This is a genomic window from Vibrio sp. 99K-1, from assembly GCF_013114585.1.
GTDB lineage: Bacteria > Pseudomonadota > Gammaproteobacteria > Enterobacterales > Vibrionaceae > Vibrio > Vibrio chagasii_B.
This window is the reverse complement of the sequence record NZ_VTXF01000004.1, coordinates 224943-241268: the sequence shown is the minus strand read 5'-3', so window position 1 is coordinate 241268 and position 16326 is coordinate 224943. Positions and strand designations below refer to the sequence as shown.

Genomic DNA, 16326 nt, shown 5'->3' with positions numbered 1-16326 from the left:
ATTTAGAGGGTTTAGAATAAAAAAGAGCCTATATTAAAATATAGGCTCAAAGCAGTGGCAGTGCATAAATTAAAAAAGGTTTCTATATTTTTAGCTAATTAAATAAAATCGTTTAATTAAGCCACAATCGCTGATACTTTAACGGCATCACTGATTGTTCGGTAATTCGGAGAGAATTGTTGGACCCCAGCAATAACTTCATCGTAATCAGCTTGAGTACCATCACCTTGAACTTCAAACTGAAATTGGATCTCTTCGAAGCCAACCGGAGCTTCTTCTGCTACATTCAAGAACCCACGAAGATCCAAAGCACCTTTGATGGTCAACTTTACAGACTCTAAACGAATGCCGCGGGCACTGGCGCCTGCAACAAAACCAACCATCATACAGCCAGCCATGCCACCCAACAGGTAATCTTGTGGCGTAGGGTATGCGTTATTGCCAAGAAGCTCTTCTGGTTCCCCCACGTCGAAAGTAAAATCTTTAACGATTTCTGTTCCACCTACCTTTTGGTTCAACGTGCGAATTTCGCTATGAACACCACCTTTCCATTCAGCAACAATGCCGTATTCAGATACCGCTTGTGTTGCATCATCAGTAATAACTTTCGTATAAGCTGATAGGTCTTCTAAGTTAAGGCCATTTAATGGTGCATTACTCATGTTAAATCCTTTAATTATTTCTTGTTTATAGTGATTAATATTCATGTAGCGCCTCCCACACCGCGTGGAAGGCGACAAGTAATTTAGTTTCGACCCGCCATCACGCCGCCATCGACATTTAGAATCGTGCCCGTTACCCAAGAAGACTTATTCGATAGTAGATATTCAATCGCGTCAGCAACATCGTCTGTAGAACCAATTCGACCGATTGGGTGGAAATCGTTAAAGCCTTGTAGTGCAGATTCAATCTCATCTTCAGCGATGAATGACTTATAAATTGTCGACATCACGACTGCTGGAGCCACAGCGTTTACACGTACACCGTGGTCGCCTAGTTCAATGGCCAGGTTTTTTGTCAGTGCATGTAGTGCCGCTTTCTGCATAGAGTAAGCTGAAGAAGGCGTTGCTTTAATTGCTTGATGTGCCCACATAGAACCGATGTTTACAATTGCGCCACCACCGTGTTGTTTCATATTTTTCGCAACGGCTTGTGTAATGAAGAAGAAAGCACGGTTCATATCTAACTGAAGGTCGTAATCTTGCTCAGAATGCTCAAGGAAATCGACAGGTTTGAAGAAACCAGCCGCATTCACCAAGTAGCCAATGTGACGTTTTTCTGCATTTAACTGTTCAATAAAGCTTTGAACAGCAGAAGGATCGTATAAATCAACCTGAGCAGTTTCAACATGACCATTCGTGGTTGATTCCAGATCCAATTTTGCTTCAGCAAGATTCTGTTTGTCATGAGAGAGAATAATTACAGGCACACCAGACTTAAGCAGTCGCTCTGCTGTTGCTTTACCCATACCAGAAGAACCGCCAACAATTAGTGCAATAGAAGATGTATTAAACATAATGAAATCCTTAATTCAAAACCTACCTACTAGTAGATAGGTTAATTATTCAAAAAAATGGAGGAGTAGTAGAGACCATCTCCTCGTCAGTGGGTGTACTTTAAGATCGGATCGGTTTCGCGTCAACAACTTTATCTACCTACTGATAGGTAGATAAAGTTTAAACCAACAAAAATCATTATTTATCAGATATATATATAATAAAATTATTTTATAGAAATGAGCATACGTCTCATGAAAAGTGTCTACAACACCATTTAGTGAGTCAGATCCATTACGAATTTTGTCCAATGATCAGTTTTTAGACATAAAAAAAGCGAGGGCTAAGCCTCGCTTTCAAAACTACAATCTCTTTTGGGTTGCACTACGTCCAACATATCTACAGCGCGATGACAATGTCTCCTACAAAGCCGATTGCTATACCGCGCCGTATCAATCTGAGCGATAAACTATGACGCCTTCAGAATGTTTAAACAGCTGGCTTTCACCGAACGAATATAGTCTGTGTCCTTGAATTGAGACAGTAAAATCCCCCCCTCCAAGGCGACAAAAATTAGCCTCGCAGCTTGAGTCGCTTCTAATCCAGAACGGAAATGTCCACTCGCAATCCCCTGCTCTATGCTTTTACGAATAAAGTCTTCATTGATTTGAACAAATTTAGACAATAGGCTTTCCAAACCATCCGCCAAAAAATAGAAGTCAGAAGCATACATACCACATAGACACAGTTTGTTGTTCTCGCGTACGTCAACAAAAATGTCGGCTAACGCTTCAATTTTACCTTCTGCAGAGATGTCTTGACTCTCGATCCGCTTTAACGCTACTTCGTAATTAACAAGGTAACGTTCAAATACCGTTTGAGCCAGGTCTTGTTTCGTTTTGAAATGATAATGGATACTCGCAGTCTTTATCCCAAGCTCATTTTGAATGTCGCGAAAACTGAAGCCATTAAAACCTCGGCTTTGCATATAACTTTCAGCTAAATCGACGATCTTTTCTGCCGTTGGATTAAGTTCTTTCATATTAATTCCACCTATATTTTGGGGGAATATAGCATAATTCACAGGCATCGCCTATCTATCAGTAGGTATGGGATTCCAAGAGGTGTAAAGTTCGAGTGTGGGTGGGCAAAAAAATAGCCACTGATTAGCGGCTATTTTTAGTTATCTAAACGAAGTTTCTATCTTTCTACTTCTTTGTCTCTTCAACCACAGCTTTCATCAATACAGAGGTATCCATGCGGCCTTCACCTTGTGCAGACAGAGCCTTGTATGCGTTGTTGGTCTTCTCCGTCAATGGAAGTTGAATGCCTTGGCGCTCAGCTTCATCTAGGCAGAAACCTAAGTCTTTGATCATCCAGTCAATGGCGAAGCCGAAATCAAACTTGTCTTGCGCCATTGTCGTAGCGCGGTTTTCCATCTGCCACGAACCAGCAGCGCCGTTTTTAAGGCAATCAACCAGAGTTGGGATATCCAAGCCTGATTTCTCAGCAAGCACTAAGCCTTCAGATAAGCCGTTCAACACACCCGCGATGCAGATCTGGTTAACCATTTTCGCGCGTTGGCCTTGGCCTACTTTACCCATCAGAACTGACGATTTACCGTAAGCTTCAAATACAGGTTGAAGGTCGTTGAATAGCTCTTGCTCACCACCACACATGATAGTTAGCACACCGTTTTCTGCGCCTGCTTGACCACCAGATACTGGTGCATCCATAAAGCGAATACCCGCTTCTTTCGCTGCAACTTCAAGTTCTTCGGCAAGGATTGCAGACGTTGTAGTGTGATCAACAAGAATCGCGTTTGGCTTCATCGCGGCCAATGCACCTGTTTCGCTGGTTGTCATGCTGCGTACGTCATCATCGTTACCCACGCAAACCAGCACAACATCAGCTTCTGCCACACACTCAGCAACGCTCTCAGCGGCTTTACCTTGGTGTTTTTCAGCCCAGTCCAATGCTTTGCTGTGAGTACGGTTAAATACCGTTACCTCGAAACCGGCTTTGACTAGATGCCCTGCCATTGGGAAACCCATAACGCCTAACCCGATAAAACTTACTTTCATTTCTTTCTCCTTTTGTTTAACTCAGCTCATCGCTATGGAACGACTGAACGCTTTTAATTAACGCCTCAATAAGCAGAGTTAAAGCCTTCGGCTGATATTTTCTTTCTTTGTACACTAAATACGCTTGGCGATCACCCCGATGGTACTCAGGGAGCACTTGAACCAGATTCATTTCCGGATACACATGACGAAAAGGCAGCGAAGCGATACCCAGCCCCTTTTGCGCTGCCGCCGCGACCGCATGAATATCGTTCACAATAAACTTGGGTTTGATCGTCACCATCTGTTCCAAGTGACCCGCTTTGTAGAGCGGCATATCAAACACATCGTCAACGTTAATCCAGTCTTGATGTTCAAGATCTTCCGGTTTAACGATCGGTCCACGCGAATCTAAATAGGCTTGGCTTGCAAAAAAGCCATGTTTCGCTTTAAACAATGGTCGAGCGATCATGCCGTCCATGTCGGAAATCTGAAATGTGATCAACAAATCGCGATCGGTTTGAGGCACAACTTGCTGCTGGCTCAAAATCAGATTGAGCTGCACATTTGGATATTGAGTAAGGTATTGCTCGACAGTCGGGCGAAGAAAACCACTATAGAAATTATGAGGCACGGCGAGTTTTATCTTGCCTTGAATAGCGTCGCGCTCTTCAAGCAGGCTACTAAAGCCTTGATGAAGGGACTCCATACCACTGCTCAGCGCTGCAAAGGCCGCCTCGCCATCTTTCGTCGCTACAAGCTCCCTTCCCTTCTTTTCTAGCAAGCGGATACTCAAACGCTCTTCTAAAGCGGTTAACCGGCGTGACATGGTCGACACAGGCAGTTGAAGCCGCTTCGATGCCGACAGCAACGAGCCCTCTTCAACCACAGTACAAAACAGGAATAGATCGTCAATGTTTCCGAATATGGAATTCATACTTCTATTTATGCCTATTTTTCTCATTAATGGATAGTTGTAACCTTATCTCATCAGTTACAGAAAATCACGGGAGAAACATAGATGAGCAAAAAACAATTTTGGGTAACCGCGATTTTATCCTCACTCACCATGGCAACCATCATGTCTGGGTTAATTTCTGGCTATAAAATGGGATTCAGCCACGATTGGCCGCCAATCTGGTTACAAAGCTTCTTTCTTGCTTGGCCGTGTGCCATTGTGCTGAACCTTACAGTGCTCCCTTTGATTCGAAAGCTATCTGAGTGGATTTGTCGACCGCGCACGCTTTGCTAATCAGTGCTGTATTAACGGGCTCTTTGGTGGCAAAAATACGGAACGATGATCAAGGCTTGATCAATACTAAAAGCATAAAAAAACCGAGCACTAGGCTCGGTTTTTTATTAACTGTTGTCACTGTAAAAATTACAGCTCAGCGTTGTGGTAAACCTGCTGAACATCATCACAGTCGTCAAGCATGTCTAAGAACTTCTGGAACTTCTCAGAATCTTCTTCCGCTACCGGCGTCGTAGTTTGAGGAACGAAAGTGATTTCCTCAACATCTAGAACTAGCTCAGGGAACGCGTTAGTTAGTGCAGTCTTCGTTTTGAAGAACTCAGTTGTTGGAGCGAATACAGTGATTACACCATCTTCTAGCTCAACGTCTGTTACGTCTACGTCGTCCATCATTAGTGTTTCTAGGATGATCTCGTCATCTTCACCTTTGAACTGGAATACAGCTTGGTGAGCGAACATGTGAGAAACAGAACCTTCAACACCGATTTTCGCGCCAGTTTTAACGAAACATTGGCGAACGTCTTGGAAAGTACGGTTGCCGTTGTCAGTTAGACAGTCAACGATTACGCTTGTGCCGCCTGGGCCAAAGCCTTCGTAACGAGCTGGAGCGTAGTCTTCACCACCGCCGCCGTTTGCTTTGTCGATCGCTTTGTCGATAACGTGTGCAGGAACTTGGTCTTTCTTCGCTTTAGCAATAAGGTGCTTAAGCGACAGGTTCATGTCTGGATCTGAGCCACCATTCTTCGCACACATGTAAATTTCTTTACCGTATTTGGAATAAACTTTAATTTTTGCGCCAGCAGTTTTAGCCATTGAGGCTTTGCGCACTTCAAAACTTCTTCCCATCGGGATCTTCTCTCTGATTCAATTAACGGGGCAAATTCTAGCAAATTACTGTGTCATTTCAATTCTACAGCTTTGCCGAGCAAGGTTTGTCTGCGGTTATGCGACGCCCATTACTCGTTTGTATTTTTCTACAGACTGTTCAAACCACGCCTTTTCATCTGGGTCACCGAGCTTCATTGCTTCTTCAACAATGGCTTCAGGGCCACATTTAGCCTGCTTCAATTTCCATACTAGAAACGATGCCTGCTTATCCAGTTCGATTTTGTTTTTCTCGCTGGGTGGAAGGAGTGAAAGGTTGATAGACATTAGTCGCCTTCGTCTGTAATACACTTGGCCGAGAAATATATCATAGAGCAGCCTCATAAAACCAATACTATGAGTAACAGAAAGGATTTATGAGACAAGAAACCAAGCAAGTGCTGATGTAGGTCAAGCTAGTTTAGGAAAAGTGCGCTTGGTCGAAAGTGGCAGGGTCATTTAAGTTAAGCTTTGCTATATGGATATTGTTGAGTAATTAGGATACGTATAGAATGTTGAAACTATATTTGGGTGGATATTTCAATGAATTACGAGTCACAGATAAAGAAAACACGTTTATTATTAAAGGAGCTTTCTACAACAATCAAAAAAAATGGGCAAGGCCAGTATAGTTGGGAAATGAACTCAGATATCCTAATTGATAACATCCTTTCATATGATAAAAAACACACCTCATTGACAGCTTCAGATAAGATTCATTTTTTTCGCAATGCGTATATTTCAGCCTTGAAAGATAAGGAGTGTAAAACACAAGAAGCGACTTATAAAAAAGCATTCCATAACTACGAAAAAGAATGTGCAAAAATCCTAATGAACAAACAAAAGTTCAAAATAATTACCTCTGTTAGCATGACGTTGAAAGGTGGGATTCTAAAATCTAGGACGATTAATGAGTGTAATCTGAAGTTCTATAATGAACTTCCTAAAGCAGCAAAACGCAAACGTGATGTGGTTTTTGATAACACAAAAGAGTATAAAAACTTATACGAGAAACAAGAAGTATCTCAACATACTTATGTAATCATTACTGTAGATGCCCATAATGAACAAGCTGCGATAACAAAGGCACTAAACATACTTTCTGTTTATCGAGCATTAGTGCAACTCAGTTTAGTTAAATCCATATCGTTCCTGGCATGGAAACATGAAGACAGGTACCCATCTTCCTCAAAAATAAAAACTGGTAGATTTCACACGCTACACTCTGTTGATTTTAAACCTAATGAAAAATCAGCGTTTTGGTATGAAAAAGAGTATGAGCCATCAACAACTCGTCAAATCGATGTTAGGCCTTTAGACGATTTATTAGACACCTTTTTAAAACGATATAGAAATAGCAATATTCAAGAGCACATTAAAAAGTGCTTGATTTTATACATTGAAGCTCTGGACATAAATGATGGGGAGTTTCGTTTCACTAAACTTTGGTCTGTCTTCGAAGTATTGCTATCAGCGGACAATACAAGTGAGCTATCTAAAAGGATAAGCTCTTTCTATATAGATAAAGAGTTGACTGTAGAGAAAATGAAAGCTTCTAGGGAAGTTCGAAACAGAGCAATGCATGCTGGGATTAACGGCAACGATTACAGTATCAAGTGTTTTGAGCTGATGAATGTTTTTGAAAATTGTATCAAATTATACTTGAGCAACCCTTTCAGATTCAAAACGGTTAGCGACTTTAACGACTTTGTATCGTCTCCTAGGCAATTAGAAGATATTGACTCTCGCATCAAGACCTTACAGATTGCAAAAAAGTACTGTAATTTCAGTTAAATCTGGTCTAAAAACAATGGAGCTATCTGTACCTTCCTCCTAGATCTAAACCACAGATACACCACACTCTAGAACCAAAAAGATTGCCAGTATTCGGTTAGAACATTGGCAGGTTTTAAGTATAGAAATGAGTATGAGTGTATAAACCCTACTTCGGCAACAGATAGCGGGTGCTTCGGCCTCCAGAACCAGATTTAACTAAGCAGCCATGCTCAATCAAAGCGGTCAAATGACGTGTTGCAGTGGCACTGCTCACCTTTGCTACTTTCTGATATTGGCTGGCATTGATACCTTCTGAGAAATCACCATCGAGCATCCTATTCAGCACTTTTACTTGCTCTGTTGTAAGCTTCGTTTGGTCGATGCTTCGCCAATAGTTGGTTTTATAAACGGTTTGATCGATCTCAGCGAAAACGCCTGTAAACGTCTCGTCTAATGTATCTAAAAACCACATCAACCAATCGCTGATATCGAGTCCCCCTTTCTGGGTTTTCTCCAATATCTCGTAGTAATGTTTGCGATTAGCAAGTATCCCCACCGACATCGCATAGAAGCGTACCGATTGCTTCTCTGCTTGTGCTAAAGCCAAGTCAGTCAACAATCGCGTAATACGCCCATTACCGTCATCCAACGGGTGTAAAGTGATAAACCAGAGGTGGGTTATAGCAGCTCTAAGTAAGGGATCGAGTGTAGCGTCGGTAAGTGAATCATTAAACCATGTGATAAATGTATCTAGCTCAACATCAAGAATGTCTCGGCTAGGCGCTTCAAAGTGCACGGTTGGACGGTCAATTCTTCCTGATACCACTTGCATCGGAGCGTCACCTCGTAGCTGACCTCCAACTACAGGGTTAAACATGGTGTAGCCTTGAGGAAACAGTCTATCGTGCCAATGTAAGATCCTATCAAGCGCTAGTGGCTCTGTTAGGTTCTGCACCGCATCCAACATAATTTCAGCTAGGCCATCGGTTTGTTCTGTCGTAGGAAAAGGTCGCTCTTCACTCACGCCAAGTTTGTTGGCTAAAGAAGAACGAACAGAGAAGGCATTCAGCTTTTCTCCTTCTATCGCACTGGAGTGGACAATGTTCGCTAGCAAAGTATCGAGCATTGTTTGCGTTTGGTCTGCAGATTGAGAGGTAATCTTGCCCAATAAAATGCCCTGATTAAGCCGAACTTCTCTTAACCTCACGCCTATTCTCTGATTATCCCAAACAAAGTTTGGCCAATTATCTTGCTGCCAAATCCACATATTACGCCCCATGATGCGAAAGTATCACTTATTCAAATCACATTATGAGGTGTTTAAGGTCATTATTCAAATCACAAAGTGAGTCGAATAAAGGGGTATTCAAATCATTGAGGCTGGAGAAGTACTTCTCCAGCCCAGAAGGACTATTCACTCACCGAGAACACATCGCAGCGTGAGGCGCAGATGAAGTCATTTTTGTGCAGGCCTTTGATTGAGTGGCTCCACCAAGTGACGGTAACTTTGCCCCACTCCAACAAGATAGAAGGATGATGGAACTCTTCTTCTGCCAACTCTGACACTTTGTTGCTGAATGCCCATGCTTGCTTGTAGTTTTTAAATTTGTACACCTTCTCAAGCTGCGGAATGCCGTCTCTTTCGATGATTTGCCAGTCAGACAACTCCAACAAAAGAGACTGCTGCTCATCTTTACTCAGGGCAATCGCGTCAATACTGCAGGCTTCGCATTTTAATTCATTCAACATGTGTCGGTTCCTTGGGTTCAAAAAGTGGTGGTAGTAACCCCGCTTCAATTGCGAGATCAGCTTGCTGTAACAGGTTTTCTTGACTGATTTGAAATAGCTCAGCCAGATCATTAATCACATAATATTTCGGTTGCATGATGTCGATGCGATAAGGGGTTCTTAGCACCGTTTGTAAATCGAAACGCTCACGAACGGCCATATCTCCTTCCAGCGCATAGTTAGTTTCTGCTGGAGAAGAAAGAATACCGCCGCCGTAGATTTTCAATCTATCGCCCTCTTTTACTAAACCGAACTCAACCGTAAACCAATACAAACGGGCAAGGTAACCTCGCTGTTTAGAGGTGGCTGCTTGGCCTAGCTTTCCATATTGCTCAGTGAAAGCGGCAAAATCAGGGTTAGTGAGCATGGCACAGTGACCAAAAATTTCATGAAAGAAATCTGGTTCTTGTAGGTAATCAAACTCGTCTCGCGTTCTCAAAAATGTTGCTACAGGGAATCGCTTATTGGCGAGCAAATCAAAGAAACGGTCGAAATCGATCAACGCAGGTACGGGCTGTACTTGCCAACCTGTTGTTTCCTTTAGAACTTTGTTTATCTCAGGGAGTTGAGGAACTCTGTCTAATGGCAGATCAAGCAGCGTCAATCCATGCAAATAAGCTTCACATGCGCGATCATCAATGACGTCCAGTTGCCTTTTCACCAAGTCGTGCCAAATGGCGTCTTCTTCGAGGCTCCACTCAACCCATCCCTCTTGGCTCACGGGCTTAGAATGATATTGAGTCATTACGTACCTCCTTTCGAATGTCTCCCTTTAAGCCTATCCCCACTCATTGTAAGCGCCAAATTTACGCTATTTTTCGAAATAGCCCTTAACGTAACATTTTATTTACATAAATATATCAAAGCATTATTTCCCTGATCTTTTGACTTTGTAAAACCTTCATACCAGACTGAAATCGTTAAGTTTTTGTTAAAGGTAAAGGAATGTACGAAAGCAACAAGCCAGTTTGGCAGCCAAGCGATCAGCGTATCGCTGATGCCAACTTAACCCGATTTATCGACAACCTTAATCTGTCTGATTTAAACCTAGATAGAGGCATACAAAGCTACGCCGAACTCCATCAATGGTCGGTGGATCAGCCTGAGTCGTTTTGGCAAAACGTGTGGCAGTTTTGTGGAGTGGTTGGCTCGCAAGGGGATGACATCAAAACGCAAGGTGAGAGCCGCTGGCAGCAACCTAAATCCAATCGTGATGCAGCTTGGTTTCCGAATGCGCAAGTAAACTACGCCGAGAACTTGCTGCGCTTGGCGCAAACCATGCCTGACGAGCACGCAATTTGGTTTGAGAATGAGCGTGGTGAGCAGCAGAGCTACACGTGGAAAGCCCTATGTGAGGCTGTGTCCAACGTTCAGCAATGGCTTGTTGATAGCGGCGTAAGGCAAGGTGATGTGGTTGCTGCGTATACGCCCTACCTGCCACAAACCGTGATCGCCATGCTCGCGACCACCAGCTTAGGGGCGATTTGGACGTCAACCTCGCCTGATTTTGGCGTTGAGAGTGTGATTGAGCGATTCGGCCAAGTGAAGCCCAAAGTGCTATTCACCTGCGATGGTTACACCTTCAATGGTAAAACATTTGATATGGCAGACAAGAACAGCGCCATCATTGAACATCTCAGCGAGCTAAAACAGGTGTGTCAGATCGGCTATTTAAAAAAGAATGATTTTGAGCATGACGTATCGCTACAAAGCTGGAACAACATCATCAATCATTACCAGCCACAGCCTGTTCGATTTGTGCGTATCGGCTTCAATGATCCGCTGTTTGTGCTCTACTCTTCCGGAACCACAGGTAAGCCAAAGTGTATAGTGCACTCTGTTGGCGGCACCATCATCAACCACTTAAAAGAGCATCAACTGCACAGCGATGTTAAGCAGAACGATCGCGTTTTCTACTACACCACATGTGGTTGGATGATGTGGAACTGGCACGTCTCTGCACTCGCCAGCGGAGCTTGTTTGGTGAGCTTTGATGGCAGCCCTGTTTACCCGCAACCTAATGTGCTGTGGGACTTGGCACAGCGCGCCGATGTGTCGCTGTTTGGTACCTCAGCCAAGTATCTAGAAGCGATTGAGAAGGCTGAAGTCTCGCCTATCGACAGCCACTCTCTGCCTCATTTGAGGACACTGTGTTCAACTGGGTCAGTGCTTTACCCAGAGCAGTTTGATTTCGTTTACAAACACATCAAGCAAGATCTGCATTTAGCATCCATTTCTGGCGGCACGGATATTTGCGGATGCTTTGTGTTAGGTAATCCTATCTCGCCGGTGTATCGCGGTGAGTGCCAACAGGCAGGGCTTGGCGTCGACATCAAGGTATTCAATTCAACGGGCCATAAAGTCGATCACGAACGTGGTGAACTGGTGTGCACGAATTCCCTCCCAAACTTCCCAGTTGGCTTCTGGAATGACACCGGAGAGCGCTACCACAGCACTTATTGGGATAGATTCGACAATGTATGGCATCACGGTGACGAGGTCGCACAGAGCGTGCATGGCGGTTATCTGTTCTACGGGCGAGGTGACACTACGCTCAACCCTGGAGGTGTGCGTATTGGTACTGCTGAGATCTACCAACAAGTGAACACCATTGAGGGCATCATAGATTCCATCGCCGTCGGTAAAGATATCGACCGCAATGAGCAGATTTGGTTGTTCGTTCAACTGCAGCAAGGTGTGGTTCTCAATGAAACGCTATTGGCCGCCATTAAGCACAAGCTCAAATCCTCTTGTTCACCTAGGCATGTACCAAGCCAAATTTTTACTATCAGCGACGTACCAAAAACACGCTCAGGAAAACTAGTTGAGCTGGCCGTGAAACAGATCGTGAATGGTAAACCCGTTGAGAACCTCGGCGCGATAGCCAATGCGGATGTGCTCGATGAGATCAAGCGTGTGATTTCGCTTTAAACTTGAAACAAAAAAGCCCTCCACGAATGAACATCGTGGAGGGCTTCCTTAATCTTAGAGACTATTAAATTTTAATCTATGGCTATCCGTTCGCATCCGCCTGATTCTCTGGCATTGCTTCGATGAACGCAGGTAACTTGTTACACGCTGCAACAATCGAGTTAATCAGCGGATAAGGCGACATATCAACGCCAAAACGCAGTGCATTGTAGACTTGCGGCACTAAGCAAATATCGACGATACAAGGCGAGTCCATGAGGCTATACACTGAGTCGCCATGCGCTTTTCTGAGCTTCGCCAGTTTCTCTTCTAGTGCACGGAACCCTTGGCTCATCCAATAGTGAAGCCATTCCATTTTCGCCTCTTGCTCGCACGACAATTCTCGCTCCAAATACTGCAACACGCGCAGGTTATTGAGAGGGTGAATTTCCATCGCAATATCCTGAGCCATCGCCAACGCTTGATAGCGCAGTGGTGATTGCTCAGGGATCAACAAGGTATCTGGGTAGCGCTCACACAAATAGCTTTCGTCTAAGTATTGCAATATCGTCAGCGACTGATTGAGCTTAACGTCACCATCCACCAGCACTGGCACTAGTTCATTGGCATTGAGCTCGCGATATTGTGGATCATGCTGCTCGCCGCCGTTACGCACCAAATGCACCGATTTCGACTCATAGCTAAGCTGCTTTAGGTTCAACCCAATACGCACTCGATAGGCTGCCGAAGAGCGCCAATAACCATAGAGTGTGATCTTCTTGTTCATAAAGAGCCCTCGTTCATAACGTGCCTCTCTGTAGTTTTACTCTTGTTGATATCACTAGCGTGGTCGATATTGACTGACTTTTTGGTCAATCGCGCCAAAGATCGAGTCACCATCGGCATCGAACATCTCTAGGCGAATCGAATCACCAAACGACATGAATTGAGTCGACGGCTTACCATCACGAATCGTCTCTATCATGCGTACTTCAGCAATGCAGGAGTAGCCCACTCCACCTTCCGCAATTGAGGTGCCGTGATCAGTGCCTTGCTTATTCGATACCGTGCCAGAGCCAATGATCGCACCAGCCGACAGTGGACGAGTCTTCGCAGCATGCACAACCAACTCCGCGAAATTGAAAGTCATGTCCACACCAGCATTTGGACAACCAAAAGGCGTATCGTTGTAGGTTGAAGTCAGTGGCAGGTGCACCTTACTCCCTTTCCACTGTTCACCTAGCTCATCGGGTGTAACGGCAACCGGAGAGAACGCTGAAGACGGCTTAGACTGGAAGAAACCAAAGCCCTTGGCGAGCTCAGCAGGAATCAAACCACGCAGCGACACATCATTCACTAGCATCAATAAGCGAATCGCATCATGCGCTTGCTTGGCACTGGCACCCATTGGCACATCTCCGGTAACCACCGCGACTTCACCCTCGAAATCGATACCCCACTCGTCACTGGCAAATTCAATGTTGTCACGAGGGCCAATAAAGGCATCTGAGCCACCCTGATACATGAGCGGGTCAACCCAGAAGCTTTCTGGCATTTCAGCGCCACGAGCCTTACGCACCAGCTCAACGTGGTTTACATACGCGCTGCCATCTGCCCATTGATAAGCACGTGGCAGAGGCGATTCACAATATTGAGGTGCAAACACTTCACTGCCTGTCACATGGCCAGTGTTGAGTGAGTTGTATAGCTCCTCTAACTGAGATGCCACACTGTCCCAGTTATCCAAGGCGACTTGCATTGTTGGCGCCAGATGCATCGCGTGAAAAATCTCCGTCGCTGGCACACACTGTTTGAGATCTCTACTCACGACCATCAACAGACCATCGCGAGTACCATTTTTCTTGGTTGCTAATTTCATCCTTGTTGCCCCTTACTTCTCTTGCCAACTGTAGACATATTCTTTGTTCTCAACGCTATCGAGTTCATCGGAAAACTGCAGTGCATGGCGGGTATCGATCATCACAGCCACTTCGTCGGTGAACTTTTTCTTATACGCTTGCCCAGCCTTAAAGGCTTTCGGGTGAGGCCCATGAGTGAAGCCCGCAGGGTGGAAAGTCACCATGCCCGCTTCAATATTGTCGCGACTAAAGAAGTCTCCAGCGTGATAGAAAAGTACTTCGTCGTAATCATCATTGTTGTGGTAAAACGGCACTTTCAGCGCACCGGGGTCGCTCTCAATCGGGCGCGGCACAAAGGTACACACCACAAAACCTGCGCCAACAAAGGTCGTGTGTGCAGAGGGTGGCAAATGGTAGCGATGTGACATCAGCGGTCTGATATCGCGCCAGTTCACTTTCACCACAGCCAAATCACCATGCCAGCCAATCGCGTCTAAAGGATTGAACGGATAAGTGATCACGCTGACTTTGTCGTGGCGTTTCACCTGAACTTGAGTTTGATCTTCGGAGTACTGAGCACGGAATTGATCGTTGATCGACGGGATTTCAAGAACCGCTGGATCAAACACCGCGTGATTGCCGACCATGCCCTTCTCTGGCAAGGAATAAGCGGCGTCGGTGTTCTCAATCATCAAGATGAACATCGGCTCACTTGGCTCCAAGCGCCAACTGGTTGAGCGCGGGATCATCACGTAATCCCCTTCATTCACCTCTAAATGACCATAGTCGCAATAGAGATCAGCCCTGCCTTGGTGAATGAACAGTAGCTCATCGCCATCGGAGTTACGTACCAAGAAATCCATCTTCTCATCCATGCGCCATACGCGAATTTTGCAGTCCGCGTTGTGCAAAAGATGAGGCACAGCCCAAGGGGTTATCTGGCTGGCTTTTTCCACCAGCGTAAAATCAAAAGCGCGAGGGCGTAAGTCGCCCTCCCACTCAGACCAACCTGTTGGCGCATGTTGGTGATGGAAGTGAGCGGCAGGGCCGAAGAAACCACTTCGGCCCGCCTCTCGCTCATAGATTGCCTCTTCGGGGAAGTCGGCATGCGCTTGTTTAGAACACACCCCCTCCCGATGAGGAAACGAGATCCATTTATGCATCGTCTAATACTCCTCGACGAATCTGGTCCTCTTCAATCGATTCAAACAGCGCCTTGAAGTTACCTTCACCAAAGCCTTCGTTGCCTTTACGCTGAATGATTTCAAAGAACACAGGCCCGATTACTGTCTGCGTGAAAATTTGCAGCAAGATGCCGTCTTTGGTCGGCGCGCCATCAATCAGAACGCGTAAATCGCGCAGCAGATCGGTGTCTTCACCGTGACCTTTCACACGCTCGTCAACTTTCTCGTAATAAGTATCTGGGGTTGGCATAAAGTCCATGCCGCGATCACGCAGGGTTTTCACTGTTTTGTAGATGTCATCCGTAGCAAGCGCGATGTGTTGAATGCCTTCACCGTTGTATTCGCGGATGAACTCTTCAATTTGTGATTTATCATCTGAAGACTCATTGATAGGAATGCGGATTTTGCCGCATGGGGATGTCATTGCGCGGCTCACAAGGCCTGTCAGCTTACCTTCGATATCAAAGTAACGAATCTCGCGGAAGTTACCGATACGCTCATAAAAACCAGACCACAGATCCATATTGCCTTGTTTCACGTTGTGCGTAAGGTGGTCGATCTCGTAGAGGCCTACATCAGCTTTTGCCATGCGCTCTTCCGCATCGTCATAGAATCGGAAATCAACATCATAGATGCTCTGCTTGCCGTAACGGTCTACGAAATAAAGCAAACTTTCACCAATACCGTAAATAGCAGGAATGCTCAGCTCCATTGGCCCGATTTCGGTCTTGTACTCTTCACCACCACCGCTAGACGCCTGCGTCATTGCCGTGGTTGCATCGTTAACACGAAACGCCATGCCACACACCGATGGGCCGTGAACTTTAGCGAACGCTTCAGCTTGGCTGTGTGGTTGTTCATTGACGATAAAGTTGATGTCACCTTGTCGATAAAGCCAAGCCTCTTTTGAACGGTGCTTAGCGATCTCGGCAAAACCAAGTGACACAAACAGCGCTTTAAGTTGCTCAATTCCCTTGTGGTCGACAGCTGTGTATTCAACAAACTCGAATCCATCCGTACCAAGCGGGTTGTATGACTCCACCATGAACTTTCTCCTTGTACCTATCGGTCTTGTGTTACGTTTTTTATGAAATGGTTGTGTGTTTTTTGTCCTTAATTAAATTTGGCTCACAA

17 protein-coding genes are annotated in these 16326 nt (G+C 45.1%); 3 read left to right on the top strand and 14 right to left on the bottom strand.

Annotated elements, in window-relative coordinates:
* Positions 1-116 precede the first annotated feature (116 nt).
* From F0228_RS05135 to F0228_RS05115, 5 genes are all read right to left on the bottom strand, one after another.
* A complete protein-coding gene (locus tag F0228_RS05135) occupies positions 117-662 on the bottom strand; it encodes an OsmC family protein (RefSeq protein ID WP_032498156.1) in 546 nt (181 codons plus the stop codon).
* 83 nt (positions 663-745) lie between these two features.
* On the bottom strand, positions 746-1516 hold the full coding sequence (locus tag F0228_RS05130; protein ID WP_171761974.1) for an SDR family oxidoreductase: 771 nt from the start codon (positions 1514-1516) through the stop codon (positions 746-748).
* Positions 1517-1965: 449 nt separating this feature from the next.
* Positions 1966-2538 carry a TetR/AcrR family transcriptional regulator gene (locus F0228_RS05125; protein ID WP_008216855.1) on the bottom strand — a complete coding sequence of 191 codons (573 nt, stop codon included), beginning with the start codon at positions 2536-2538 and terminating at the stop codon, positions 1966-1968.
* A gap of 166 nt (positions 2539-2704) precedes the next feature.
* Entirely contained in the window at positions 2705-3580 is an 876-nt protein-coding gene (locus F0228_RS05120; protein ID WP_061034008.1) for an NAD(P)-dependent oxidoreductase, read from the bottom strand.
* Positions 3581-3596: 16 nt separating this feature from the next.
* Positions 3597-4496: a LysR family transcriptional regulator gene (locus F0228_RS05115; RefSeq protein WP_116871107.1), complete on the bottom strand. Its 900-nt coding sequence runs from the start codon at positions 4494-4496 to the stop codon at positions 3597-3599.
* An 84-nt stretch (positions 4497-4580) separates the two neighbouring features.
* On the opposite strand from F0228_RS05115, the gene F0228_RS05110 reads away from it, so the two are divergent.
* The gene (locus F0228_RS05110; RefSeq protein WP_008216858.1) at positions 4581-4811 is read left to right on the top strand and encodes a DUF2798 domain-containing protein; all 231 of its coding nucleotides are present in this window, start codon (positions 4581-4583) and stop codon (positions 4809-4811) included.
* Between the two features lie 129 nt (positions 4812-4940).
* Here the strand turns inward: F0228_RS05110 and F0228_RS05105 are convergent, their stop codons facing one another.
* Complete coding sequence (locus F0228_RS05105; protein ID WP_061034006.1) at positions 4941-5657, bottom strand: YebC/PmpR family DNA-binding transcriptional regulator; 717 nt, start codon at positions 5655-5657, stop codon at positions 4941-4943.
* A gap of 96 nt (positions 5658-5753) precedes the next feature.
* Entirely contained in the window at positions 5754-5963 is a 210-nt protein-coding gene (locus F0228_RS05100; protein WP_004736949.1) for a DUF3283 family protein, read from the bottom strand.
* A 255-nt stretch (positions 5964-6218) separates the two neighbouring features.
* On the opposite strand from F0228_RS05100, the gene F0228_RS05095 reads away from it, so the two are divergent.
* Positions 6219-7469, top strand: a complete 1251-nt coding sequence (locus F0228_RS05095; RefSeq protein ID WP_171761973.1) for a hypothetical protein — start codon at positions 6219-6221, stop codon at positions 7467-7469.
* Positions 7470-7617: 148 nt separating this feature from the next.
* On the opposite strand, the gene F0228_RS05090 is transcribed toward F0228_RS05095, so the two are convergent.
* The 3 genes from F0228_RS05090 to phhA all read right to left on the bottom strand — a co-directional run bounded on the left by F0228_RS05090 (position 7618) and on the right by phhA (position 9984).
* On the bottom strand, positions 7618-8730 hold the full coding sequence (locus F0228_RS05090) for a Fic family protein (RefSeq protein ID WP_171761972.1): 1113 nt from the start codon (positions 8728-8730) through the stop codon (positions 7618-7620).
* A 131-nt stretch (positions 8731-8861) separates the two neighbouring features.
* On the bottom strand, positions 8862-9200 hold the full coding sequence (locus F0228_RS05085) for a 4a-hydroxytetrahydrobiopterin dehydratase (RefSeq protein ID WP_171761971.1): 339 nt from the start codon (positions 9198-9200) through the stop codon (positions 8862-8864).
* Positions 9190-9984, bottom strand: coding sequence for a phenylalanine 4-monooxygenase (gene phhA / locus F0228_RS05080; protein ID WP_171761970.1), 795 nt, complete (start codon positions 9982-9984; stop codon positions 9190-9192). The genes F0228_RS05085 and phhA overlap by 11 nt, the downstream gene beginning before the upstream one ends.
* A gap of 200 nt (positions 9985-10184) precedes the next feature.
* On the opposite strand from phhA, the gene F0228_RS05075 reads away from it, so the two are divergent.
* Positions 10185-12170 carry an acetoacetate--CoA ligase gene (locus F0228_RS05075; protein ID WP_171761969.1) on the top strand — a complete coding sequence of 662 codons (1986 nt, stop codon included), beginning with the start codon at positions 10185-10187 and terminating at the stop codon, positions 12168-12170.
* Positions 12171-12252: 82 nt separating this feature from the next.
* Here the strand turns inward: F0228_RS05075 and maiA are convergent, their stop codons facing one another.
* Genes maiA through hppD form a run of 4 tightly spaced genes read right to left on the bottom strand, consistent with a single transcriptional unit; the run spans position 12253 to position 16237 of the window.
* Positions 12253-12936 carry a maleylacetoacetate isomerase gene (maiA, locus tag F0228_RS05070; protein WP_171761968.1) on the bottom strand — a complete coding sequence of 228 codons (684 nt, stop codon included), beginning with the start codon at positions 12934-12936 and terminating at the stop codon, positions 12253-12255.
* Positions 12937-12990: 54 nt separating this feature from the next.
* Positions 12991-14028: a fumarylacetoacetate hydrolase family protein gene (locus F0228_RS05065; RefSeq protein WP_171761967.1), complete on the bottom strand. Its 1038-nt coding sequence runs from the start codon at positions 14026-14028 to the stop codon at positions 12991-12993.
* Between the two features lie 12 nt (positions 14029-14040).
* Positions 14041-15171, bottom strand: coding sequence for a homogentisate 1,2-dioxygenase (locus F0228_RS05060; protein ID WP_171761966.1), 1131 nt, complete (start codon positions 15169-15171; stop codon positions 14041-14043).
* On the bottom strand, positions 15164-16237 hold the full coding sequence (gene hppD, locus F0228_RS05055) for a 4-hydroxyphenylpyruvate dioxygenase (protein WP_060980836.1): 1074 nt from the start codon (positions 16235-16237) through the stop codon (positions 15164-15166). Before hppD ends, F0228_RS05060 begins: the two co-directional genes overlap by 8 nt.
* Between the last annotated feature and the right edge of the window lie 89 nt (positions 16238-16326).